The sequence below is a fragment of the Rhodococcus sp. 06-1460-1B genome, from assembly GCF_002258475.1.
Lineage (GTDB): Bacteria > Actinomycetota > Actinomycetes > Mycobacteriales > Mycobacteriaceae > Rhodococcoides > Rhodococcoides fascians.
This window is the reverse complement of the sequence record NZ_NOYS01000018.1, coordinates 326,311-349,729: the sequence shown is the minus strand read 5'-3', so window position 1 is coordinate 349,729 and position 23,419 is coordinate 326,311. Positions and strand designations below refer to the sequence as shown.

At 64.5% G+C, this 23,419-nt stretch carries 24 protein-coding genes and 1 tRNA gene; 13 read left to right on the top strand and 12 right to left on the bottom strand.

The genetic code is table 11. The features are described 5' to 3' along the window. The first annotated feature begins 105 nt into the window (after positions 1–105). Together CH268_RS07725 and CH268_RS07720 are read left to right on the top strand one after the other, a co-directional pair. Entirely contained in the window at positions 106–417 is a 312-nt protein-coding gene (locus CH268_RS07725) for a hypothetical protein (protein ID WP_032366326.1), read from the top strand. A 153-nt stretch (positions 418–570) separates the two neighbouring features. After that, positions 571–891, top strand: coding sequence for a WhiB family transcriptional regulator (locus tag CH268_RS07720; protein ID WP_032401423.1), 321 nt, complete (start codon positions 571–573; stop codon positions 889–891). 34 nt (positions 892–925) lie between these two features. Here CH268_RS07720 and CH268_RS07715 read toward each other — a convergent pair whose 3' ends face one another. The 3 genes from CH268_RS07715 to CH268_RS07705 all read right to left on the bottom strand — a co-directional run bounded on the left by CH268_RS07715 (position 926) and on the right by CH268_RS07705 (position 4,746). Further along, the gene (locus tag CH268_RS07715; RefSeq protein ID WP_032366327.1) at positions 926–2,236 is read right to left on the bottom strand and encodes an ABC1 kinase family protein; all 1,311 of its coding nucleotides are present in this window, start codon (positions 2,234–2,236) and stop codon (positions 926–928) included. A 95-nt stretch (positions 2,237–2,331) separates the two neighbouring features. After that, a complete protein-coding gene (locus tag CH268_RS07710) occupies positions 2,332–3,219 on the bottom strand; it encodes a hypothetical protein (protein WP_094663232.1) in 888 nt (295 codons plus the stop codon). Positions 3,220–3,342: 123 nt separating this feature from the next. Continuing rightward, the gene (locus CH268_RS07705; RefSeq protein WP_032366328.1) at positions 3,343–4,746 is read right to left on the bottom strand and encodes a zinc-dependent metalloprotease; all 1,404 of its coding nucleotides are present in this window, start codon (positions 4,744–4,746) and stop codon (positions 3,343–3,345) included. Positions 4,747–4,890: 144 nt separating this feature from the next. Here CH268_RS07705 and CH268_RS07700 point away from each other — a divergent pair, with 144 nt between their 5' ends. Continuing rightward, positions 4,891–5,916 (top strand): YlbL family protein, encoded by a 1,026-nt coding sequence (locus CH268_RS07700; RefSeq protein WP_032366559.1) that lies wholly within the window; start codon positions 4,891–4,893, stop codon positions 5,914–5,916. Between the two features lie 15 nt (positions 5,917–5,931). On the opposite strand, the gene CH268_RS07695 is transcribed toward CH268_RS07700, so the two are convergent. Then, positions 5,932–6,498 carry a PPA1309 family protein gene (locus CH268_RS07695; RefSeq protein ID WP_094663230.1) on the bottom strand — a complete coding sequence of 189 codons (567 nt, stop codon included), beginning with the start codon at positions 6,496–6,498 and terminating at the stop codon, positions 5,932–5,934. A 288-nt stretch (positions 6,499–6,786) separates the two neighbouring features. Here CH268_RS07695 and CH268_RS07690 point away from each other — a divergent pair, with 288 nt between their 5' ends. Continuing rightward, positions 6,787–9,747 carry a UPF0182 family protein gene (locus CH268_RS07690; RefSeq protein ID WP_176457866.1) on the top strand — a complete coding sequence of 987 codons (2,961 nt, stop codon included), beginning with the start codon at positions 6,787–6,789 and terminating at the stop codon, positions 9,745–9,747. A gap of 142 nt (positions 9,748–9,889) precedes the next feature. Here the strand turns inward: CH268_RS07690 and CH268_RS07685 are convergent, their stop codons facing one another. Then, the gene (locus CH268_RS07685; protein WP_094663140.1) at positions 9,890–10,459 is read right to left on the bottom strand and encodes a transglycosylase family protein; all 570 of its coding nucleotides are present in this window, start codon (positions 10,457–10,459) and stop codon (positions 9,890–9,892) included. 501 nt (positions 10,460–10,960) lie between these two features. Between CH268_RS07685 and CH268_RS07680 the strand changes: the two genes are divergently transcribed. After that, a tRNA-Met gene (locus CH268_RS07680) sits at positions 10,961–11,037 on the top strand. Between the two features lie 105 nt (positions 11,038–11,142). Next, positions 11,143–11,655, top strand: a complete 513-nt coding sequence (locus tag CH268_RS07675) for a putative immunity protein (protein WP_027496562.1) — start codon at positions 11,143–11,145, stop codon at positions 11,653–11,655. A 97-nt stretch (positions 11,656–11,752) separates the two neighbouring features. Here the strand turns inward: CH268_RS07675 and CH268_RS07670 are convergent, their stop codons facing one another. Beyond that, positions 11,753–11,941: a hypothetical protein gene (locus CH268_RS07670; protein ID WP_094663138.1), complete on the bottom strand. Its 189-nt coding sequence runs from the start codon at positions 11,939–11,941 to the stop codon at positions 11,753–11,755. Between the two features lie 73 nt (positions 11,942–12,014). Here CH268_RS07670 and CH268_RS07665 point away from each other — a divergent pair, with 73 nt between their 5' ends. Continuing rightward, entirely contained in the window at positions 12,015–12,554 is a 540-nt protein-coding gene (locus CH268_RS07665; protein WP_094663228.1) for a GNAT family N-acetyltransferase, read from the top strand. Here CH268_RS07665 and CH268_RS07660 read toward each other — a convergent pair. The 4 genes from CH268_RS07660 to CH268_RS07645 all read right to left on the bottom strand — a co-directional run bounded on the left by CH268_RS07660 (position 12,527) and on the right by CH268_RS07645 (position 17,027). Further along, positions 12,527–13,807 carry an RNA polymerase sigma factor gene (locus CH268_RS07660; protein WP_255182314.1) on the bottom strand — a complete coding sequence of 427 codons (1,281 nt, stop codon included), beginning with the start codon at positions 13,805–13,807 and terminating at the stop codon, positions 12,527–12,529. The two genes, CH268_RS07665 and CH268_RS07660, sit on opposite strands and share 28 nt — an antisense overlap. A 16-nt stretch (positions 13,808–13,823) precedes the next feature. Then, positions 13,824–14,168, bottom strand: coding sequence for a YciI family protein (locus CH268_RS07655; protein WP_094663226.1), 345 nt, complete (start codon positions 14,166–14,168; stop codon positions 13,824–13,826). Positions 14,169–14,352: 184 nt separating this feature from the next. Beyond that, positions 14,353–15,573 (bottom strand): acyl-CoA dehydrogenase family protein, encoded by a 1,221-nt coding sequence (locus CH268_RS07650; protein ID WP_032366333.1) that lies wholly within the window; start codon positions 15,571–15,573, stop codon positions 14,353–14,355. 44 nt (positions 15,574–15,617) lie between these two features. Further along, a complete protein-coding gene (locus tag CH268_RS07645) occupies positions 15,618–17,027 on the bottom strand; it encodes an acyl-CoA dehydrogenase family protein (RefSeq protein ID WP_094663224.1) in 1,410 nt (469 codons plus the stop codon). 144 nt (positions 17,028–17,171) lie between these two features. On the opposite strand from CH268_RS07645, the gene CH268_RS07640 reads away from it, so the two are divergent. Then, a complete protein-coding gene (locus CH268_RS07640; RefSeq protein WP_027496568.1) occupies positions 17,172–17,540 on the top strand; it encodes a DUF1304 domain-containing protein in 369 nt (122 codons plus the stop codon). 45 nt (positions 17,541–17,585) lie between these two features. Here the strand turns inward: CH268_RS07640 and CH268_RS07635 are convergent, their stop codons facing one another. After that, a complete protein-coding gene (locus CH268_RS07635; RefSeq protein ID WP_032370734.1) occupies positions 17,586–18,377 on the bottom strand; it encodes an inositol monophosphatase family protein in 792 nt (263 codons plus the stop codon). 59 nt (positions 18,378–18,436) lie between these two features. After that, entirely contained in the window at positions 18,437–18,928 is a 492-nt protein-coding gene (locus CH268_RS07630) for a beta-class carbonic anhydrase (RefSeq protein WP_094663222.1), read from the bottom strand. Positions 18,929–19,130: 202 nt separating this feature from the next. On the opposite strand from CH268_RS07630, the gene prfB reads away from it, so the two are divergent. The 5 genes from prfB to ftsX all read left to right on the top strand — a co-directional run bounded on the left by prfB (position 19,131) and on the right by ftsX (position 23,340). Beyond that, on the top strand, positions 19,131–20,243 hold the full coding sequence (prfB, locus tag CH268_RS07625) for a peptide chain release factor 2 (protein ID WP_027496571.1): 1,113 nt from the start codon (positions 19,131–19,133) through the stop codon (positions 20,241–20,243). 3 nt (positions 20,244–20,246) lie between these two features. Further along, positions 20,247–21,146 (top strand): mechanosensitive ion channel family protein, encoded by a 900-nt coding sequence (locus CH268_RS07620; RefSeq protein WP_094663134.1) that lies wholly within the window; start codon positions 20,247–20,249, stop codon positions 21,144–21,146. Next, complete coding sequence (locus CH268_RS07615; protein WP_094663132.1) at positions 21,143–21,592, top strand: hypothetical protein; 450 nt, start codon at positions 21,143–21,145, stop codon at positions 21,590–21,592. Before CH268_RS07620 ends, CH268_RS07615 begins: the two co-directional genes overlap by 4 nt. 86 nt (positions 21,593–21,678) lie before the next feature. Further along, positions 21,679–22,368: a cell division ATP-binding protein FtsE gene (ftsE, locus tag CH268_RS07610; RefSeq protein WP_027496574.1), complete on the top strand. Its 690-nt coding sequence runs from the start codon at positions 21,679–21,681 to the stop codon at positions 22,366–22,368. A gap of 66 nt (positions 22,369–22,434) precedes the next feature. Next, positions 22,435–23,340 (top strand): permease-like cell division protein FtsX, encoded by a 906-nt coding sequence (gene ftsX, locus CH268_RS07605; RefSeq protein WP_032366335.1) that lies wholly within the window; start codon positions 22,435–22,437, stop codon positions 23,338–23,340. Positions 23,341–23,419: the final 79 nt, after the last annotated feature.

Genomic DNA, 23,419 nt, shown 5'->3' with positions numbered 1-23,419 from the left:
AATAACTTGTGCAGATCTCGGCGGGGGGCTTAGTCTGTTTCTCGTGTCGCGGGAGACCGCACACTGCCCAGTCCGCCCACGAGACCAGAACAGGAGCTGAAGAACATGATCGACACATTCGACATCGCCGGTGCAAGAGCAACCGTCGTGCTCAGCCCTGTCTGCGGTGCAACGCCCTTCGGCGATGCGCTGGTCGGTACGCCCGCTGCTGCGGCCGTAGCCGCCGGCTCGGTTGCGCAGACGTGGATTCGTCCCACCGCTTTCGGCCCGATGCACCAGTCCGCATCGGAAGCCCTCGGGTCGAATTCCGCCCCCGGCGTCCTGGCGTTGGCAGCACCCGCTGTGTACACCCATCGACGTCACCGCGCACCACGCGCGTCCGTGTTCGACAGCAGATACCGACTTCACTGTAGGTAGACGCTTCGATTTGCCCACCAGGCCACGGACCCGCACTCGCGGACCGTGGCCTTTGTCGTTCAGGTAGATCCTCTACCCGAGCGTGAGGCCGACATGGTTCGCATTACCCCTCGAACCGATAACGACGCCGCACGAAAAGTAGAGGAGACCGACGTGTCAACCGCCACGATCCGGACGACATGCCGACCAGAGTCCGAAACCGCCTACGCAGCAACAAGTTTCGCCGAATCGGCGGAGCTCGAGCTGTCGGTGCCTTGCCGAGCGGCGAACCCCGACATGTGGTTCGCCGACACCCCTGCCGAATTGGAGCAGGCCAAGGCGCTGTGCGCCGAATGCCCCATCCGCCGAACCTGTCTCAGCGCCGCATTGGATCGCGCCGAGCCATGGGGCGTATGGGGTGGCGAGATCCTGGAACAGGGTGTTGTCATCGCACGCAAGCGTCCTCGCGGACGACCACGTAAGAACGCGGCATGACGCTCGATCTGGAAGTCCGGCTTCACCGAGTGATTCACTCGGTGAAGCCGGGCAACCATTCCGTCAGAATTGCCATGTACGGCGCATAGGCGTCGAGCTGCGCGCAGATTCCCACCAGGCCGCCCAGTACCCGGAAGATCATCACGTACTCCGGCGGCATGTTCAGCGAGCGAACGGTGCGGAACTGTGCGCTGTTGAAATCGGCTGCGGTGCCTGCCGCTTTCTGCAGCCACGCCCGAGTGAAATGAAACGACTCGGTGTGAATCGGGTCTGTGAACGGGCGAAGGTAATCGGCAATTTCCTTCTCCGTCACCGTGCGACCCGGCACCACGAAGCCACTCTCGGTGCACAGTTCGACCAGCTCGTCGAACTTGTCGTCACGAGCGAGTGCGACCATCCGGCCGAGGACCGGAGGCAGGCCGTCGGGCATCGGAGCACATGCCCCGAAATCGATGACGCCCATTCGGCCGTCGTCGAGCATCATGAAGTTTCCCGGATGTGGGTCCGCGTGCAACAACTTCGCACGCGCGGGAGACTCGAACGCGAACCGCGCGAGTAGTTCGCCGGCTCGATTACGCTCGTCCGCAGTTCCGTGCGCGATCACATCGGCCAGGGGCCTACCCGTCATCCATTCGCTCACAACCACTTTCGGGGCGCTGGCAACGATCTTGGGTACCGCGAACCGAGGATCGCCCGCAAATTCCTTGCTGAAGGCGCGCTGATTGGCTGCCTCGATACGGTAGTCGAGCTCGTCCTCGGTGCGAGCCGTCAGCTCTTCGAGCACGGGCTTGACGTCCGTACCGGCGAGCACCGTGCTGAACAGATTCGCGAAACGAGACAGAGTCTTGAGGTCCGACCGCAGGGCGTCGTCCGCACCCGGGTACTGGATCTTGACCGCGACGTCCCGCCCGTCCGCCCATGTGGCTCGGTGGACCTGGCCGATGCTGGCCGAGGCAATGGCGGTGTCGTCGAAACTCTCGAACCGTGATCGCCACGCCGTACCCAGTTGTTGATCGAGTACGCGATGCACCGTCTTGGCCGGCATAGGCGGGCCCTGAGCCTGCAGCTTCGTCAGTGCCTCACGGTAGGGCTCCGAATACTCCTCGGGAACGGCGGCTTCCATCACCGACAGCATCTGACCGAGCTTCATGGCCCCGCCTTTGAGCTCTCCGAGGACGGAGAAGAGTTGCTCGGCTGCTTTGGCGGCCATGTCCGCGTCGATCTCGTCGCGGTTTCCGCCGGCGAGCTTCTTTCCGAAGCCCATCGCGGCACGTCCGGCCATTCCCAGGGGAATGCTGGCTAGTTTCGCGGTACGAGTGGATCCACGGCGCGGTATGTCTGACACAGCTCCATCATGGCTGAACCTTCCGACAAATGCTCGGACCGGTGAAACCGTGGCCTCGACTGCCGAGTTGGGCGGGTGGTCGAGTGACCGTGTCGTCAGTACCAGCAATCGCAATGCGGATGTCGCGTCCACTGCCGTTTGTGCACGGACGTACCGGTTGCCGCGAAACTCAGCTCCATCGTGCAGTCGGTGGTTTCGGGCATCGTTCCGTCCGTGCGATCGATGAGGGTCTCGAGTTGCGCGAACGCGAACGCCGCCGTGGCCAACACCGTGGCGGTACTCGCCTGGCCCACCGTGCCGAGCAGATGTGCGGACAGGTGCGGCCACTCCGGATCGAGATCACAGCGGGTGAGATCGGCGCAGCGCAGGCAACTCGTCTGTCCGGGCACCACGAACGGGCCGACGATTCCTTTCCCGTCCCGCAGTCGCACCTGCAGGTGCGGGATCCTTTTCCGCACCAGATCGGTCACCAGGCGGGGCTCGGCGACGAGGTCGTCGGTGAGCACGACCACGTCGTACTGCCACGAGTTCACGGCGAGGTGCGGATAGCGTGTCGGGGTCAGGCTCGTTCTGGTCACCGCGACACCGGTGCGCCGCAACCCGGCGGTCAGCGCATCCGAGAGCGGCCCACGGCCCACGAGATGCACGGAACGAATGTCGCGCAGTTCACTCGACGAAGCGTCCGCGTTGCTCGACGCCGGGCCACTCGTGCCGTGCACGAGCAGGCCGGAATCGTCCAATTCGGCGAGCATCGACGACACTCGGTTCGCGGACAAACCCAACGTCATTGCGTGACAGACGATGTGAGGCCGGGAACGTCCTGCCGCGAGAAGCCGCAGGATCTCGAGTATCGAGCCCGGTTCCGCACCGGGAGGGGGAGTAACGACGACGCTGGTCTCGGGGCTCCACCCCAGTTGAACGGTTCCGTCCCGTCGCGGCAGGATGGCCACCGCGGGATCGAGTCGAACGGTCGATGTGATCATGAACCACACTGTGACACTCGGTCCGACGGCAAACGCCCGCTCGAAGCACGTTATCCACAGGGGAAAATGGGCTTCGAGCAGGCGTTCGACGGGGCCGACGGCATTGGTGTGCGCCGTCCGGGTTCAGGGTGTGGAAGAGCCTTTGTCCGGATGGTCGTCGCCGTCCTCCGAGGCGTCGTCCGTGCCGTGTTCCGCTCGTTCGGCGGCCTCTTTTGCCTCCATCGCCTCGAGTTGCGCGATGGGGTCGTCGAAGCTGGAGGTGCCGCCGCCCACGACTCGGTCGATGAACGCCGCCGGATTGTCCAGGTCGGATGCGTCGGGCAGGAGATCCGGGTGTGCCCACACCCCGTCGCGGCCCTCCACGTCCGCGGCGGCCAGTAGTTGGCGCCACAGATCCGCGGCCTCGCGCACCTTGCGGGGACGCAACTCGAGACCGACCAACGTCGCGAACGTCTGCTCTGCCGGGCCGCCGGAGGCGCGGCGACGGCGAATGGTCTCGGCGAGGGCAACCGCGCCGGGGAGACGGTCGCCGAGTGCGGCCGTGACCACGGTCTCCACCCAGCCCTCCACCAGCGCCAGCAACGTTTCGAGACGTTCGAGAGCGTGCTTCTGCTCGGGTGTGGTCTGCGGCTCGAACGAACCCTGCTGCAGCAGCGCTTCGATCTTCGACGGATCCGTCAGCGCCGACGGGTCGAGCCCTGCAGCGGCTTCCTCGATTGCCGAGAAATCCATGCGGATGCCGCGAGCATATTCCTCGACAGTGGCGAGAACCCGCTGGCGCAGCCACGGGACATGGCTGTACAGCCGCTGGTGTGCAGCCTCGCGGGCGGCCAGGAACACCAGCACCTCGCGCTCGGGCTGTTCGAGACCTTCGCTGAACGACGCGATCGCCGACGGTAGCAACGCGGCGGTGCCCGACGGGCCGAGCGGGAGACCGATGTCGGTGGAGGTGAGAACTTCCTTCGACAGTTGGCCCAGTGCCTGACCGAGTTGCGAGCCGAACGCCATTCCGCCCATCTGGGTCAGCATGCCCATCATCGGTCCGGCCATCTGCTGAGCCTCCGGCGGCAACCCCGAGGTCCACATGCCCGAAATCTGCTCGGCGACCGGATCGCACAGCCGCTTCCAGGTGTCGATGGTGTTGTCCAGCCAGTCGACCGGCGTCCACGCTGCAGTCTTGGTGGCACCGGCAGGCAATGTGGTGGCACCGTCCAGCCAGAGCTCGGCGAGGTGCGCGGCCTCGGTGATGGCCTCACGCTCCCCGGCCGACACCGGGCTGAAATCGCCCATCTGCTGTCGGGCCAATTGCTTGGCGAGGTCGTAATTGACCGGTCCGGCCGACGATCCGCCCGACCCCGCGGCACCCATGCCGCTGAGCATCTGGCCGAACTGGGTGAGCATCTGGCCCAGTTGTGCAGGGTCGAAGCCCTCCGCCCCGAACCCGAAACCGGCGGGGTTACCCGACCCGTCCGGATCCTTCTTCTTGTCCGGGTCGTCGTCGGAAGCACCGAAACCAAAATTGCTCATGGCTCAACGGTACAAGCCATGAGCACTCGGAGCGCGAAAGATCGTCACGCTGACGGCGAACAGAACGGCTTCGTCGCATCGTGCGTCGGGCTCCGGCAGGGGCGGTATCCACGCCGCCGCACGTTCGGATCTAGTGTCTACCGAGTGAACCGAAGGATCGCCACACTCGTCGCAGCGCTGGTACCGGTCGTGGTGCTGGGCGTCACCGGCTCGGTCGTCACCGTTCCGTTCGCGGCACTCGGCCCCGGGCCGACGTACAACACTCTCGGCGACGTCGACGGCGTGCCCGTAGTCCAGATCGACGGCACCGACGTCGACCCCACCGCAGGCCATCTGAACATGACGACGGTGGCCGTGCGGGATCAGCTCAATCTTTTCGAGGCCCTCGGGTTCTGGGCCAGTGGGCGTCAGGGACTGGTACCTCGTGAGGAGGTGTACCCACCGGACAAGTCGAAAGAGGAAGTGCAGGAAGGTAATCAGGCCGATTTCGAGCAATCGGAATCCAGTGCCGAACTCGCCGCTCTGCATCACCTCGACCTCCCGGTGTCGCTGTCGGTGACGAGCGTGGCCCAGGACGGCCCCGCCGCAGGCGTGCTGAACATCGGAGACACTCTGGTTGCGGTGGGCGGCACCCCCGTCTCGACGGCAGGCGCGGTTCGCGAGGCCGTCAGCGCCAAGGCACCCGGCGATTCGCTCGACATCGACTACGTGCGTGATGGTGCCCCTCGTACGGGTTCCGTTGTGCTCGGGGCCAGGCCGGACGATCCCTCCAAGGGATATCTCGGTGTGACGCCCGAGGAGCAGCCGGACGTTCCGTTCGACGTGAAGTTCAATCTCGCCGACGTCGGTGGTCCGTCCGCCGGCTTGATGTTCAGCCTCGCGGTGGTGGACAAACTGAGTCCCGGCGAGCTGAGCAACGGCGAATTCGTGGCGGGAACCGGCACGATCGACGCAGCGGGAACGGTCGGCCCCATCGGCGGTATTCCGTACAAGCTGATAGCAGCTCGTGAGGCAGGGGCCACCACGTTCCTGGTGCCCGACGCCAATTGTGGTGAGGCGCAACAGAATGTGCCAGACGGTCTGCGCTTGGTGCGAGTCGAATCGCTGGACAACGCGATCGACTCGCTCCGAGCGATCGGGTCGGGCGAAGACGCTCCGACGTGTAGCTGACCCGCTCGGTCGTATTCAGTCGTCGTCGACCACATCGAACGTCGCGTACAGACCGTGGACGACGTTGGGTGCCAGGTCCTCGGCGATGCGAAGGTCGATGGGAGCGAACGGATCGGCGTCTTCGTCCGGATGCAGTTGCAACAACGTCAACGACGGTCCGTCCTTGAGCACTGCCACGATCAGCCGCGCGTCACGCTTCTCGGGATGGTTCTCGGCGGCCGATCGCGCCGCGTTGTCGGCCGCGTCGGGATCTGCGAGAAGCGGCATCAGCGCATCGTCGAGTGCCGACTCCGCCGCCGGGGGGAGTACGACGATCTCCTGGACGAGTGCGCATCCCACGACGCCCTCGGGCCACGTCGACGTGGCGAGGAATTCGTCGAGGGCGGGGGAGCCGCCGGTGATGTCCTCGGGCAACGAATGCTGCTGGATCGGTGTGAGTGCAGCACCGTCGGCCAGATCGTCGAGCAGGCCGGGTTCTGCCGCGGCGAGGGCAGCGGTGGGCACCAGCGCGAACATCTGGGGCGACTGGCCCCACCCGCCCGCGTCGACGAAGTCCGCCACCTCACGCGCGCACCGAGCCAATGCCTCGGCGACGCCGGGTCCGCCCGACTCGGGGTCGAAGTCGTCTCCGAAATGTTCCTGGCCGGGCAGTCCGTCACTGTCGTTGCTCACCGCACTATCCTCGCATCCGAATGGTTCCACGAATGTCGATGCTCCTGACCTGCGATCCGGCGGGGCCGCAGTACGGGCGTCACAGCCGTAGGATCAACGTACGTACAGTAGGGCGAAACGGACATGCGGCGCACGCGAGGTGCGCCGTGACAGTCATCTGCGGCGCCATCGGCGTCGCCCGAAGTTGGAGTGTGGCACGTGGGCATGAGGCCCCCCACCGGTATGCCGTCGTTGTCGCGGCGAAGCCGGATCTTGCTCGTATTGGCCTTGGTAGTAGCAGCTTTGCTGCTCATCGGTCCGCGGTTGATCGATATCTACACGAACTGGTTGTGGTTCGGAGAAGTCGACTTCCGCGGCGTCTACACCACCACTCTGTTGACCCGGTTGGTGATCTTCCTCGTCGTCTCGGTCGTCGTCGGGCTCATCGTCTTCGGCGCGCTGGTCGTCGCGTACCGCAATCGCCCGGTGTTCGTTCCAGTGGCCGGACCCAACGATCCGATCGCTCGATATCGCACCACGGTGATGAGCCGATTGCGGTTGTTCGGCATCGGAATCCCGGTCGTGTTCGGTTTCCTGTCCGGCATGATCGCGCAGACGAACTGGGTCACCGTGCAGCTGTTCCTGCATGGCGGCGACTTCGGCCAGACCGACCCGCAGTTCGGCCTGGACGTCGGGTTCTACTCGTTCGATCTGCCGTTCTACCGCTTCATCCTGAACTGGCTGTTCGTTGCCATCCTGGTTGCATTCTTCGCAAATCTGGTGACGCAGTACGTCTTCGGCGGCATTCGTCTCGCCGGCCGAGAAGGAGCGCTCACCCGTGCGGCGCGGATTCAGCTCGCTGTGCTGGCCGGCACCTTCGTCCTGCTCAAGGCCATCGCCTACTGGTTCGACCGATACACGCTGTTGTCGAGCAGTCGTAAGGAGCCGACGTTCACCGGTGCCAGCTTCACCGACATCAACGCGGTGCTGCCGGCCAAGCTGATTCTGTTGGCCATCGCAGTCATCTGCGCGATTGCCTTCTTTGCGGCCATCTTCCTTCGTGACCTCAGAATCCCCGCCTTGGCCACAGCGCTGTTGGTGTTGTCGTCGATTCTGATCGGTGCCGTCTGGCCGTTGGTGATGGAGCAGTTCTCGGTTCGTCCGAACGCGGCCGACAAGGAGAGCACGTACATCGAGCGCAACATCGCGGCAACGAGGTCTGCGTACGGCTTGACCGATGACGTGGTCTCGTACCGCGACTATTCGGGTGAAGCGTCGTTGAGCCCGAGCGAAGTGGCATCGGAGTCGGCCACGATGTCGAACATCCGGTTGCTCGATCCGAACATCCTCGCGCCGACGTTCACTCAGCAGCGTCAGATCCGTAACTTCTACGGATTCCCCGACACACTGGCCGTCGACCGCTACCCGGACGCGGACGGCAACCTCCGCGACTACGTCGTCGCCGCGCGTGAGATCTCACCGCAGACTCTCGACGCGAACCAGCGTGACTGGATCAACCGCCACACCGTGTTCACGCACGGAAACGGCTTCGTTGCTGCTCCTGCCAACTCCGTCGACGAGGCTGTCGCCGACGAGTCCAGCGGCGGGCGTGGTGGTTATCCCAACTACCAGGTGAACTGGATCGAGAACAACGCCGAGGGAACCGTGCGTAAGGACGGCCCAGGTGACCTCGATCAGCCGCGCATTTACTTCGGCCCGGTCATCGCGAATTCCGACGCCGACTACTCCATCGTCGGCTCGGCCGGCGAACCCCGTGAGTACGACACGGACAGCAAGAGCTACTCCTACACCGGTGCAGCGGGTGTCGACGTCGGCAATTTCTTCAACCGACTCGTGTTCGCGAGCAAGTACGCCGAGCGCAACATCCTGTTCTCGAGCGTGATCGGTGACGAATCGAAGATTCTGTTCAACCGTGATCCCCGAGACCGCGTGCAGAAGGTCGCGCCCTGGCTCACCACCGACGGTTCGACGTACCCGGCGATCGTCGACGGCAAGCTCGTCTGGATCATCGACGGCTACACAACGCTGGACAACTTCCCGTATGCCCAGCGGATGTCGCTCGAGGATGCCACTGCCGACAGCATCGAGTCGACGACGACGCGCGCACTGCCGAGCCGGGAAGTCTCGTACATCCGGAACTCGGTCAAGGCCACCGTCGACGCCTACGACGGCACTGTCAAGCTGTACGAGCAGGACGAGAACGACCCGGTGCTCAAGGCATGGGAAGGCGTGTTCCCCGGAACGGTCATCCCCAAGAGCGAGGTGTCTCCGGAATTGCGGGATCACTTCCGGTACCCGGAGGACCTGTTCAAGGTTCAGCGTGAACTGCTGACGAAATACCACGTCAACGATCCGCGAGAGTTCTTCACCAACAACGCGTTCTGGGAGGTTCCGACCGACCCGACCGCGGAGAACACTGCCGCCAAGCAGCCTCCGTACTACGTCGTCGCGTCCGATATCTCCAACGAGGAGAACCAGGCCTCGTTCCAGCTGACCAGTGCGCTGGTGGGGTATCGCCGAGAAGTGCTGGGCGCGTATGTCAGCGCGGATTCGGATCCGGAGAACTACGGCAAGATCACCGTGCTGAGGCTGCCGACCGATACGTCCACTCAGGGCCCGAATCAGGTACAGAACCAGATGACGACCACGACGGACGTCTCCGAAAGCCTCGGCATCGTGCGCCGGGAGAACACTGTCGAGTTCGGCAATCTTCTGACCCTGCCCGTGGGCAACGGCGGTCTGATCTATGTGGAGCCGGTCTACGCCTCGCGCACCAACGAGGCGTCGGCGTACCCGCAGTTGATCCGGGTGTTGGTCTCGTACGAGGGTCGTGTCGGTTACGCCGCCACGCTGCCCGAGGCCATCGAGCAGGTATTCGGGGCCGGTGCCGGACGGACCGTCACGGCGCCGGGGGAGACCGACGGCAGTACCCAGCCGGGTGCCGTACCCGAGACGACCCCGTCCGAGGGCGGTTCGACGCCGGCGAATCCGGCTCCGTCCACCGGTGGGTCGACCACCAGGGACGCCGCTGTCACCGGGTTGAACGACGCACTCTCCGCCGTGCGCACTGCACAGCAGAGCGGCAACCTGGCGCAGCTCGGCACCGCGCTGGAGAACCTGCAGACGGCTGTCGACGCGTACAACCGGGCCGGTAGCTGATCGGCACGGTTTCACCGGGCTGACAGAAACGACAGAGCCGCCTCACCGAATCGGTGAGGCGGCTCTGTCGTTGTTCGCTACACCGGATGCGCTGGGCATCGCGGCGAGCGGAACGAGGCAGTTCTAGCGAACTGCCGGTGAATCAGCGTCCGATGGGCGCGAGCACAGGAGCGTTCGCAGCAACGAAGTGCTGGAACTGGGTGCTCAGGCCGTACTGGTCGGCGAGCTTGGATGCTGCATCGAATGCGCCCTGAGCGGCCTGTGCGGCTGCTGCGGCCTCGGGTGCGACGGCAGGCGCGGGGGCAGGTGCCGGAGCCGGAGCTGCCTGGGGAGCCGGTGCCGGTGCCGCTTCGGGCTCGGCTGCCGATGTACCGGTGGTCAGCTGCTGACCGCAGACGGGCCATGCGCCCGGTCCCTGGCTCTGCAGGGTGTTCTCCGCGACGCGGATCTGCTCGGCCTTGGAGGCGTTGGCCGGGGATCCGGTTCCGCCGTTGGCCGTCCAGGTGCTCTGCGAGAACTGCAGGCCGCCGTAGTAGCCGTTTCCGGTGTTGATGCTCCAATTGCCACCGCTCTCGCACTGTGCGACGCCGTCCCAGTTGTGGGTGGCTGCGTTGGCGGTTCCGGCAGAAACGCCGAGCGGAATGGCGACGGCTGCGCCGGCGATGGCGGCCAATCCGAGTGCGCGCTTACCGAAGTTGTTCTGAGTGGTCATGCGGGGTGAATCCTCTCCGCGCTCGACTGGCGCGACTGGCCTGCGAATCGTTACGCCGGTGATGATGGCGATGACGACCAGGCACTTCGTATCGTCGCGGCTCTGCCCCCGTACGTATTGGGGACCACACCCGCGGGGCAGAGCGAAAGAAGCGGCGGGGTGGTGCAAGCCCAGCGGTTTAGGGCCGTCCGTGAAGGTAGTCGAGGATTCACTTACCGTCACTGAGCGGATATGGGATGCCACCCGTCCACATAGTGGGATTGGGCCCCCTGTTCGTGCAGCTCGAGCCGCATTGTGGCGGGAATGTTTCACCTTCGTGACCCGACCGTTATGTGACCCGAAACACGCAAGAAAAGAGACCCGGAGCACTATTTCGAGGGGCTGCGAACGTGCTGTTCGGGTCGGCTCGGCCGTGCGTCGAGCCTGATCGGCTGGACCGAGCACCCCGTGGTCACGTGATTTGCATTCGTCGTACACGCAGGGGTAACTTCGTAGACGCAACGCGGGGTGGAGCAGCTCGGTAGCTCGCTGGGCTCATAACCCAGAGGTCGCAGGTTCAAATCCTGTCCCCGCTACCACTCGAAAAGCCCGAGGCCATACGGTCTCGGGCTTTTTTGTGCTCTGATAGCCATCGTGCAATCACATTGGACTGCCCGATGCCAGTGCGAAGAGGGCGACCGAGGATGATCCTGCCCGCTGTTCGAGATCCCCGGCTCGTCACGGCCCGGCGCGGGGGACTGCTGTCCGACGACGATCATCGGGCCCTGGCGCTCTGGGCTGCTGCCTGTGCCGAACACGTGCTGCCCCTGTTCGAGAGCTCGGTTCCGTCGGACGCCAGACCGCGGGAAGCCATCGACGGGATCGGCGCGTGGGTACGCGGTGAGCTGCCGATGATGGAGACCCGCGCCCTCGGCGGACACGCGATGGGCGCAGCGCGTCCCCTTCGCGGAGCGGCTCGATTCGCCGCCTACGCCGCAGGCCAGGCCGCATGCGTGGCGCACGTGGCCGAACACGACCTCGGAGCAGCGGCATACGCCATCAAGGCAGTTCGAGCTGCGGCACCGTCGTCGAGCGCAGCCGCCGCGGCGTATGCGGAAAATGAGTGGCAGAGGGAACAGCTGCCGGACAGCGTGCGGGCTCTGGTGTTGGAGGACCAGCACAGGAGAAACAGCATCTGCTGGTACGTGTTCGAGTAGATCTACAGAACCGTGACCGTGAAGGACTGGGTGTCGATCTCGATCGCCGTCGACGACCGGTTGCGCCGACTGGGCGCAGAGAACGCCGGCGCTTGCTTCAGTCCGAGACCTGCTCCCGTGCATCGTCACTGGTGACGATGTCATTGTCGTCGGTGGTCGCAGCATCCTCCGGCTCGTCTGCGGTGAGGTCGACGGTGTCCGCGCCCTCGAGAGCCGTCAGTTCCTGTTCTGCCTCTGCGATGAGGCCCTTGGCGTTCTCTTCGACCTTCTTGATCCACTCGGCCATGACTGTCACCCTTCGCTCGATCGTCTACCACCGGTCTACCAGACCCGAGCCCTCTAGGATCACCGGTGTGCGAATGCAGACCCCACGACTGGTTCTCGACGAGCCTGCAGATGCGGATCTCGACGCGTTGTACGAGATCTGCAGCGATCCGCAGTCGTGGACACACTTTCCGAGCTTGCGGCACACCGATATCGGTACGACCGAACGTATGGTGCAGAACTGGACTGCGCAATGGCGCCGAGATGGATTGAGTACGTGGATCGTTCGTGAGCACGGCAGCGACATGATCAGCGGCTACGGCGGGTGTTCCATCCGACAGAATGCCTTCTGGAATCTCGGCTACCGTCTCCATCCCGACGCGCAGGGCAAGGGGTACGCCGCAGAAATGTGTCGAACCGCAGTCGAGTGCGCGTACCGAACTCGGCCCGAAATGCCGGTCGTGGCATATCTTCTCGAACACAACCTCTCATCCGCTCGCGTGGCAGAGCGCGCCGGCCTGAAGCTGGTATCCCGTGGACCCGATATCGGCAACCCCGATCCCGAGGCCATCCGATTGGTGTACGCAGACCGACCGCTGACGGCCGATCAGGTGGATGCTGTGCTGTCCGCCTGATCCCGTGCGTCGGCAACCTCGGCCAGTCGTCTTCCCAGCAAACGCTTCTCGGGTGCCGTTCGCGCGAGATCCAGTGCTTTCCGGTAGTGCACGGCGGCCTCGTCCATCCGGCCCAGTCGGTGCAGCAGATCGGCCTTCGCCATCGCGAACGGGTGGTACCGGCGCAGGACCGGCTCAGCGGCGATGGCGTCCAACAACTCGAGCCCGGCCTCGGGCCCTTCGGTCATTGCGACGCCGACGGCCCGGTTGAGCGCGACGACCGGTGATGGTGTGAGTGCCATCAACACGTCGTACAGGGCCACGATCTGAGGCCAGTCCGTGCCCGCGGCGTCAGCAGCCTCGTCGTGTAATGCCGCGATGGCGGCCTGAACGGAGTACGGGCCGGCCGGCCCGCGGGTCAGGGCCTCGCTCACGAGTTCCGATCCCTCGGCCATGAACGCGGCATTCCATACGCGCCGGTCCTGATCGGCCAACAGCACGATCTCGCCGTGTTCGTCGATCCGGGCGCGGCGTCTGGCGTCGGTCAGCAACATCAGCGCCAGCAAGCCCGTCACCTCGGACGTGCCCGGCAGAGCCGCGTGCAGAACTCTGCCCATACCGATCGCTTCGTCTGAGAGATCGACGCGTCCGACTCCATCGCCGGATGTCGCCGAGTACCCCTCGGTGAAGATGGAGTAGACGACCTCGAGCACCATCGGCACTCTTTCCGCGAGCTCGTCCGGTCCTGGAACGCGAAACGGAATGCGAGCCGTGCGAATCTTGTTCTTGGCCCGCACTATTCGCTGTGCCGCCGTGGCAGGAGGGATGAGCAGTGCGCGCGCCACCTCTGCTGTGGACAGACCCGCGAGACACCTCAGCGTCAGGGCGAGTCGGTCCTGGGCAGCAAGAGCCGGGTGGGAGCACGTGAAGAACAGCTGGAGGCGATCGTCGGGCACACGATCGTCGAGCGCATTCGAGCCGGACGGGTTGTCGCGGTCCGAGTCGATCTGTAGTACGGCCATTTTCGCAGCCAGTGTCTCATCGCGTCGGAGGCGGTCGACTGCCTTGCGCCGGGCTGTGGTGAGCAACCAGGCCCCTGGCTTGGCCGGTATGCCATCGATCGGCCAATGCTTCAGAGCCGCCTCGATGGCATCCGACGTCACCTCCTCCGCGAGGTCGAGGTCACGGTAGCGCTGCACCAACGACGCGAGCAGCATCGAGCGCTCGGCACGGAATACCGATCCGATCGTTCGACTGACGTCGACCTTGCTCACCGAACGATCCCGCGCGTCAGAATTCTGCGAGCGGGCGCACGACGACGGTGCCGCCGTCCTTGGAGCCGGGGCAGCGGGCCGCCCACTCGAGCGCGGCATCGAGGTCGGGAACGTCGATGACGTCGTAACCCCCGAGTACCTCGTGCGACTCGGCATACGGGCCGTCCGTGACGGTCCGTTCGCCCGTGCTCGGATCGACGCGTACCGCGGTAGCAGTGGTCAAGTCGGCCAGCGCGTGCCCGGCAACGTAGACGCCGGCCTCCTTCAGTTCCCTCTCGTACGTCATCCAGTCCTCCACACTGCTGCAGCCGGGTGCAGCACCGGGGGAGGTGTCGGCGTTGATCAACAGGATGTACTTCATGGTGCGCTCCTTGGCTCGGTACCTCGGTGTCGCGGCGCGATTCGCCGTACACGAAGACGACGATCGAGACATCACGATATCGACACCGACCCTCGACATTTCTTCCAAGCGCACGAAAGCGGCACCGGACGCACAGTCCGGTGCCGCTTGTCGATCACGTGCCGACTCGATGACGAGCCACTGCTTACTTCAGCTCGGCCGAGGACTTTCCGAGTACGCGACGGGCAACGATCAGCTGCTGGATCTGCTGCGTGCCCTCGAAGATGTCGAGAATCTTGGAGTCACGGCTCCACTTCTCGAGCAGCGGGCGCTCGGAGTAGCCGTAGGTACCGGCCAACTCGACTGCTTTGAGGGTGATGTCGACTGCGGAGCGTCCGGCCTTCGCCTTCGACATCGACGCCTGCAGCGAGTTGGGCTCCTTGTTGTCTGCCATCCATGCCGCGCGCAGTGCGAGCAGGTGCGCGGCTTCCCAGTCTGCTTCGAGTCGCAGGAACTCTGCGGCCGCCGCGTGCTGGTTGTAGGCGGGAGTCTCGTACGAGATGTCGACTCCGGCATCGACCAGGATGGACCGCAACTCCTCGAGTGCGGCACGGGCGACGCCGATCGCCATTCCAGCAACCAGAGGGCGAGTGTTGTCGAACGTCTGCATGACGCCCGCGAAGCCCTTTTCGACGTTGACCTCGGCGGTGCCGAGCAGGTTGTCCTTCGGGATGCGGCAATCCTCGAGCAGCAGGGCTGCGGTGTCGGACGCCTTGATGCCCAGCTTGTGCTCGAGGCGGGCAACCGACAGGCCCGGAGCGTCACGCGGGACGACGAACGACTTGATGGCCGCGCGGCCGAGAGACTTGTCGACCGTTGCCCACACCACGATGTGGGTGGAACGCTCACCGGCGGTGACGTAGATCTTCTCGCCGTTGAGCACCCACTCGTCGCCGTCGAGGACAGCGGTGGTGGTGACTGCCGCGGAGTCCGAGCCGAAGCTGGGCTCGGTGATGGCCATCGAAGCCCACACCTTGCCGAAGCGCTCGAGCTGCTCGTCGGTGGAGACCGCGGCGATAGCGGAGTTGCCGAGTCCCTGGTACGGGATCGACAGCGTGAGGCCGACGTCGCCCCAGCAGGTTTCGATGACGTTCACCAGAGCGGACATGTTGCCGCCGTTGGAGTTGGCTGTCTTGCTGGGCTTGGCCGACTCGCTGTCCTTCTCGCGGCCACCGGCGGCTCCGCCGATTTCGCCACCGGCGTCGGACATGCCTTCGACCATGGACGCCATGGTGTCGAGCTCCACCGGGTACTCGTGCTCGGCGAGGTCGTACTTGCGGGAGATGGGGCGGAAGATCTCGGCAGCGACCTGGTGAGCCTGATTCGCCTGCGCCCGAAGCTTCTTGGGAAGTTCAAGATTGATCATCGTGTGTGTCCTTGGGTGAGTGCCATGGAATTCGGGTCGGCGAGCTAGATGAGAACGATGCCTTCGGCGACGCCGACGGACCGTAGATCGCGGTACCAGCGCTCGACCGGATGTTCCTTGGTGAAGCCGTGTCCACCGAGCAACTGCACACCGTCGGAGCCGATCTGCATTCCCTTCTCGGACGCCAGGCGGCGTGCGAGGGCCGATTCACGAGTGAACGACAGTCCCTGCTCGGCGCGAGACGCGCCACGCAGCGTGACCAACCGCATGCCGTCGAGCTCGATGGCGATGTTGGCGACCATGAAGGCCACGGCCTGGCGGTTACTGATCGGCTCGCCGAACGCAACGCGCTCGTTGACGTACGGAACGACGTAGTCGAGTACGGCCTGGCTCGTACCGACGGCCAAGGAGGCCCAGCCCAGACGGGCCAAACCGATGGCGGCGCTGTACTCGGCGGCGCGCTGGTCGGCGTCACCATCACCGAGCAGAGCCGACTCGGGCACTGCCACGTCGGTGAGGATCAGGCGACCCAGGCCCGCGGCGCGCAGACCCATGCTCGGATCCGCTTCGACGACGAGGCCCTTGGAGTCGGACTCGACGATGAAGAAAGTCGGGCGACCTTCGAGTTCCGCCGCGATGACGAACAGCTCGGAGCTGCCGGCCGCGGGTACGAGGCTCTTGACTCCGTTGAGCTTGTATCCGCTGGGCGAGCGCACCGCCTTGGTCTGCAGCGCGTACGGATCGAACAGTGCGCGGGGCTCGTTGACGACCACTGCTGCGTTCGGCACCTTCTCGCCGACGAATGCCGGAAGGTACGTCTTCTGCTGCGCATCCGTTCCCCACTGAGTGAGGGCGACAGCGACACCGCTGGGCGCGAGGATCGGCAGGGCCAGGCCCATATCGCCGTGGGCGAGCGCCTCGGCGACGAGGGAATTGGTGACCGCACCGCGCTCGCTGGCGGCACCGTCGAGCTCCTCGGGGACGTTGATGAGCGTGATGCCGAGTTCGGCGGATCGGCGGACCAGGTCCTCGGGCGAGGAGGCGTTGTGATCGGCCTCGAAGGCGGCCGGCCGGAGGATTTCCTCGGCGAACTCCTTGACCGTTTCGATGATCATGCGCTGCTCGTCGTCGGGGGTCAGGTCGAAGTAGCTCAGGTTCTTCGCGGCACCGTCGTCGAGACGCTTGGGCTTGCCGCCTCCGGTGACCTTGGCGAACGTACGGTTGGCAGCGCCGAGGGTCTTGAACCCGGTCTTGGTGCTCTCGTACGTAACGCGGTCGATCGTCTGTCGAAGGTTGTACTTCTCCGCCAGTTCGGACCCGGTGATGGCCGTCAGAACGCGCATGGCGGTTCCGATCGCATCTCTCTTGAACGGGTTGAGGCCAACCGCAGAAGTATCGCGGGGCACCTTGGGGGCCTTCGCGTCGACCACACTGTCTTGCTTGCTCATGATCACCAGTTCCTCGGCGTCGGGCACGGACTTCACAGATCTTACTCCCGAGTAAGTTACCTGTCTACTGTCGAGTAAGTACTGGTGGCGCACGACACCGTGGCGGGTCTTTCGTATCCTGCGTCGTACCGATGTGACAGGCTGTTTCCTGTGCATCCGATAGCTCAGGTCTTCGCCGCCCTCGCCGCGGTACTCCATGTCGCCATCTTCGTCATGGAAAGCGTGCTCTGGTCCAAGCCGGCCGTGTGGGCGAAGTTCGGTGTCGCCAGTCAGAACGACGCAGACATCACCAAACCGATGGCCTTCAATCAGGGGTTCTACAACCTGTTTCTCGGCATCGGCATCGTGGTCGGCCTCATCGTGGGCGGTTCGGCCGGCGACGCGATCGTCTACTTCGCATGCGCCAGCATCGTCGGCGCGGCTCTGGTACTCGCCACCGGCGGAGCGAAGTACTTCCGGCCCGCGTTCGTGCAGGGAATCACTCCGCTCCTGGCCCTGGTCCTGGCCGCAGTCCTCTGACGCCTCGCTGTTCTTACCGTCCGTCTCCGGTGAGTGCCGACCGATTCACGCAACAGGGGAGAGGCGGCCGAGGACGTCCTGGTGCAGCAGCCCGTTCGTGGCTACCGCGCTCCCGCCGTGCGGCCCGACGCGTCCGTCGAGCGAGGTGAACGTCCCGCCCGCCTCGCGCACCAGAACATCGAGTGCCGCCAGATCCCACAGGGAGACCTCCGGCTCGGCGGCGATGTCGAGGGCTCCTTCGGCGAGCAGGCAGTAGGAGAAGAAGTCGCCGTAGGCGCGGACTCGCCACACGTCATCGGTCAGTCCGACAAAGCGGTCTCTGGTTCCGAGGTCGGCCCAGCCGGACAGGCTGGAGAAACTCAGACTGGACGCGGCCAGTGAATCGACTTTCGACACGTTGATTCGACGGGCGGCTTCGTCGCCGACGCTCGTCCACGATCCCAGCTGCTCGGCGGCCCACCATCGGCGATGCAGCGCCGGGGCGCTGACCACTCCGACTGCGGGGACGCCGTCCTCGAGCAGCGCGATCAGCGTTGCCCACACGGGTACGCCGCGCACGAAGTTCTTGGTGCCGTCGATCGGATCGACGACCCATTGGCGGCCGCTGAACGTAGCCGTGCCACCGAACTCCTCGCCGAGCAGAGCATCGTCGGGACGCTCCGAACCGAGCTCCGCCCGAATCATCGTTTCCACGGCCAGGTCTGCGTCGCTGACCGGTGTGAGATCCGGCTTCGAGTCCACCGTCAGGTCCATGGCGAGGAATCGTCCACGGGTGATGACGTCGGCTTCGTCGGCGAGCCGGAGGGCGAGATGCAGATCGGCAGAGTAGTCGGTCACCGCAGAAGACTATCGCCGCGCACGGGCCTGCTCGTACGCGGCAATATGGGTGGCCGGGCCTATCCGGTGACTTCGTTCAACTTTCCGGTGGCAACATCGAAGACGAACCCGCGAAGCGACTCGTGCTTCGTGACGAACGGGCTGAGCTCGATGCGCGCCAAGGACTGCCGAACGTCGCGGTTCAGATCGGGGAACGATTCGGCAGCCCAGTTGGGCTTCAGACCCGTTTCTTCCTGGAGGTCGTTCTTGAACTCGTCGTCGGTGAACGTGAGCATGCCGCAATCGGTGTGGTGGATCAGGATGATCTCCTTGGTGCCGAGTAGACGCTGGCTGATGGCCAGAGAACGAATCTCGTCGTCGGTGATCACCCCACCCGCATTGCGGATCACGTGTGCTTCCCCGTCGGCCAGGCCGAGAATCCGGTAGACGTCGAGCCGGGCGTCCATGCACGCGACCACCGCGATGTGCTTCGACGGCGGCAGCGGTAGGGGACCGCCGAATTGGGCGGCGTATGCCTTGTTGTTCTCGAGGTACTGGTCGGTGACGGTCATACGAGACTCCTCTGTCCATCGAATGTCGCTGGCACCGTGCGGCGGCAGGGATGTCGACGTGCGCATATGCCGACTGGTCGAAAGCTAACAGCGGACGAGGTGCCCGAACAGGGTTCGAATCAGCACGGTTCGAACCCCTGGATGACCATGCGTCTTCGGGGGCGGTCGGGGACGGGTTCGTGTGCCGGTAACCTTGACTCTCGTGCATCCCGACGTTTCTGCAGACCTCGCCGAGCTCGACACCACTCTGTCCACAGTCGAGTCCGTTCTCGACGTCGAGGAGCTGCGGCGACGCATCGACGAGCTGGAACATCAGGCCGCCTCACCCGACCTGTGGAACGACCAGGAACACGCTCAGCAGGTGACCAGTCAGCTCTCCCATGCGCAGGCCGAACTGCGCCGCGTCGAGGAGCTCCGGCAGCGGCTCGAGGACATGCCGGTTCTGTACGAGTTGGCCGAGGGCGAAGAGGGCGAGGCCGCCGCATCCGCCACCGCTGACGCCGACGCCGAACGCGCCTCGCTCCGAGAGGACATCGCTGCCATGGAAGTTCGAACGCTGCTGTCCGGTGAGTACGACGCCCGCGACGCCCTCGTGAACATTCGCTCCGGTGCCGGCGGAATCGACGCCGCCGACTGGGCGGAAATGCTCATGCGCATGTACATCCGCTGGGCCGAGAAGCACGGGTACGGCGTCGAGGTCTACGACACGTCCTACGCCGAAGAGGCCGGAATCAAGAGCGCGACGTTCGCCGTCAAGGCGCCGTACACCTACGGAACGCTGTCGGTCGAGCAAGGTACGCACCGGCTCGTCCGGATCAGCCCGTTCGACAACCAAGGTCGACGCCAGACGTCGTTCGCGGAGGTCGAGGTGCTTCCGGTCGTCGAGACCACCGACCACATCGAAATCCCCGAGAACGACATTCGGGTCGACGTCTATCGCTCGTCCGGGCCAGGTGGGCAGTCGGTCAACACCACCGACTCCGCTGTCCGGTTGACGCATATTCCGACCGGAATCGTCGTGACCTGCCAGAACGAGAAGTCGCAGCTGCAGAACAAGGTGTCGGCCATGCGCGTGCTGCAGGCCAAGCTGCTCGAGGTCAAGCGCAAGGAAGAGCGGGCCGAAATGGACGCGCTCAAGGGTGACGGCGGCAGCTCCTGGGGCAATCAGATGCGCTCGTACGTCCTGCACCCGTACCAGATGGTCAAAGATTTGCGTACCGAGTACGAGGTCAACAATCCGTCTACTGTTCTCGATGGAGACATCGACGGCTTCCTGGAATCGGGAATTCGCTGGCGAATGCGAGGGGAGCAGTAACCGATGACGTCCTGGCTCGACCCGACGCTCGACTTCAAGCTCAACGCACTCGGAATCGTGCTCTACATCCTCGGTGGACTGCTGGCCGCGCGGTTCGTCACGTGGACCGGCTCCCGGATCACGGCCCGTATCGACCAGAACTATCAGCACAGCGATGCGCTCGTCCGGTCGGAGGCCGCCAAACACCGTCATGCCCTGGCTCAGGTCATCACCTGGGTGCTGGTCACGCTCATCTACATCCTGGTCACCATCGAGGTGTTGCGCCGCTTCGGCTTCGGGGTCGGTGGACTCGTGGCACCCGCGACTGTCATCGGTGCAGCCCTCGGCTTCGGTGCTCAGCGCGTGGTTCAAGACATCCTGGCCGGCTTCTTCATCATCACCGAACGGCAGTACGGCTTCGGTGACGTGGTGCAGATCGCCGTCAACGGCTCCGCCGAGGATGCCGAGGGCACGGTCGAGGACGTCACGCTCCGAGTGACGCGGGTCCGTAGCGTCGACGGCGAGGTCATCACCGTGCCGAACGGGCAGATCGTCAAGGCGATCAACCTGTCCAAGGATTGGGCTCGCGCCGTCGTCGACGTTCCGGTCCCCAGTACCGCCGATCTGACTCAGGTGAATGCGCTGCTGCGTGCGGTAGGCCGCGATGCGTTCGCAGATTCACACTTGCGTCCGCTCCTACTCGACGAACCGACCGTGATGGGCGTGGAGAGCATCGAGGTGGGGCAGGTCAACGTGCGCTTGGTCGCGCGGACGCTGCCGGGCAAGCAATTCCAGGTGGGACGAGAGCTGCGTGTGAGAGTTGCCGCTGCGCTGCAGCCCGAGGGCATCAACGTTGCCCCCGACGTCAGCACGGCCGGAGTTGCACCGGAATCATCGGGACGAGATCGAACGGAAGACCAGTGAGTACACCCGATACCGGAACCGAACGCTCGCAACGAAATTGGCGGCAGTGGCGCATTCCGGCCAAGATCTACGGCCGCGTCCGAACCTCCACCGTGGCGTTCGGAATCTGCTTCGTGCTCACCGCTCTGCTGTACGGGCAGGTCAGCGCAGATATCGCCGAGAGGAACGGGGAAGCGGTTCAGGGGCCGGTTGCGGTGAGCCCGGACGAGCTCAATCAACCGAGCGAATCGCAGACGTACGTACCGACCCCCTCACGTCTGTCGACCACCACCACACCCAGCACGACCACCGACCCGGAGTCGTCGACGAGCGCCGACGACACCGGTACCCAGTCGACGACGACTACCGCCCCGCCGACCACGACGACTGCCCCGTTCGGCGTGCCCATCCCGCCGGCGATTCAGTCGCTCATCCCGTCCCGGCCTGCACCGACGTCGTCGCGCTGAGGCACTCTTTACCGACCCTCGGGACTCGCCGCGGCACCCGCTCGCTTCCGGCGGTTACCGACGGGTAAGGACTACACTGGCGACCCGTGATCAGCACCTCGAATGTGTCCAAGTCCTACAAGACCTCGACCAGGCCCGCTCTGGACAAGGTGACGGTCTCCATCGACAAAGGCGAGTTCGTGTTTCTGATCGGGCCCTCGGGTTCGGGCAAGTCGACATTCATGCGTTTGTTGCTCAAGGAAGAGACGCCGACGTCCGGCGATATCCACGTAGCGGATTTTCACGTCAACCGGCTCGCTGCTCGTCGCGTCCCGCGGCTACGACAGAGCATGGGGTGCGTGTTCCAGGACTTCCGACTGCTGCAGCAGAAGACCGTGGTGGAAAACGTCGCGTTCGCGCTCGAGGTGATCGGCAAGCCTCGATCGATGATCAAGCGCACTGTTCCCGAGGTGCTGGATCTGGTGGGACTCGGCGGCAAGTCCGACCGTCTGCCCAACGAGTTGTCCGGTGGTGAGCAGCAGCGTGTGGCGATCGCCAGGGCGTTCGTCAATCGGCCGCTGGTGCTGCTCGCCGACGAGCCGACCGGAAACCTCGATCCGGACACCAGTCAGGACATCATGCTGCTGCTCGAGCGCATCAATCGCACCGGAACCACCGTGCTGATGGCGACCCACGACAACCACATCGTCGATTCCATGCGTCGACGCGTCGTGGAACTGGACAACGGACGAGTCGTTCGTGACGAGGCCCGAGGGGTCTACGGCGTCGGCCGCTGACGCCGACCACCGAACTCGACCGCTCAGACTTCTCGACCGAACGAATCGAAGGGCTCGGATTCCGCGATGCGCGCAAGTTTCATCTTCAGTGAGGTCTTCACCGGGCTTCGCCGCAACATCACCATGACGATCGCCATGATTTTGACGACCGCTATTTCCCTCGGTCTGTTCGGCGGCGGATTGCTCGTGGTGCAGATGGCAGGAAAGACCCAGCAGATCTTCCTCGACCGGGTGGAGGTGCAGATCTTCCTCACCGACGACATCTCTGCCACCGACGCAGACTGTGCCCAGGAGACGTGCGCTACGTTGCGCTCGGATCTCGAGAACACACCCTCCGTGGTCTCGGTGCAGTACCTCAACCGCGAGGACGCGGTGAAGGATGCGACCGAGCGAGTGTTCAAGGACCAACCAGAACTGGCAGAGTTGGTCAGTGCCGACAGTTTCCCGGCCTCGTTCAAGGTGCGTCTGAGCGACCCGGAGCGATTCGGAGTGATCAACGACAACTTCGAGAACCGTCCGGGTGTGCAGAGCGTGCTCAACCAGCGAGACCTGGTGGAGCGGTTGTTCAGCGTCCTGAACGGAGTACGCAACGCAGCGTTCGCGATTGCCACCGTGCAGGCGATCGCTGCGATCCTCCTGATCGCCAACATGGTCCAGATCGCTGCGTTCACCAGACGAACCGAGGTCGGAATCATGCGGCTGGTCGGTGCCACCCGGTGGTACACCCAGCTGCCGTTCCTCCTCGAAGCCGTGGTCGCAGCTCTGGTCGGTTCGGCGCTGGCGATTGCCGGGCTGTTCACCGCGAAGAACATGTTCATCGACGACGTCCTCTCCGACGTCTATCAAGCCAACATTCTGGCTCGGATATCGAACAGTGACGTGCTGTTGGTCTCGCCGTTCCTGGCACTCGTCGGAGTGGGAATGGCGGCGGTCACCGCCTACATCACATTGCGCCTCTACGTGCGCGAATAAATTCGGTTGCCGATCGGTTCTATGCTGGAGCGGTTGCCGATGAGGCGGCGTCAGGCATCGAACGCTCGAGAAAGGGCCC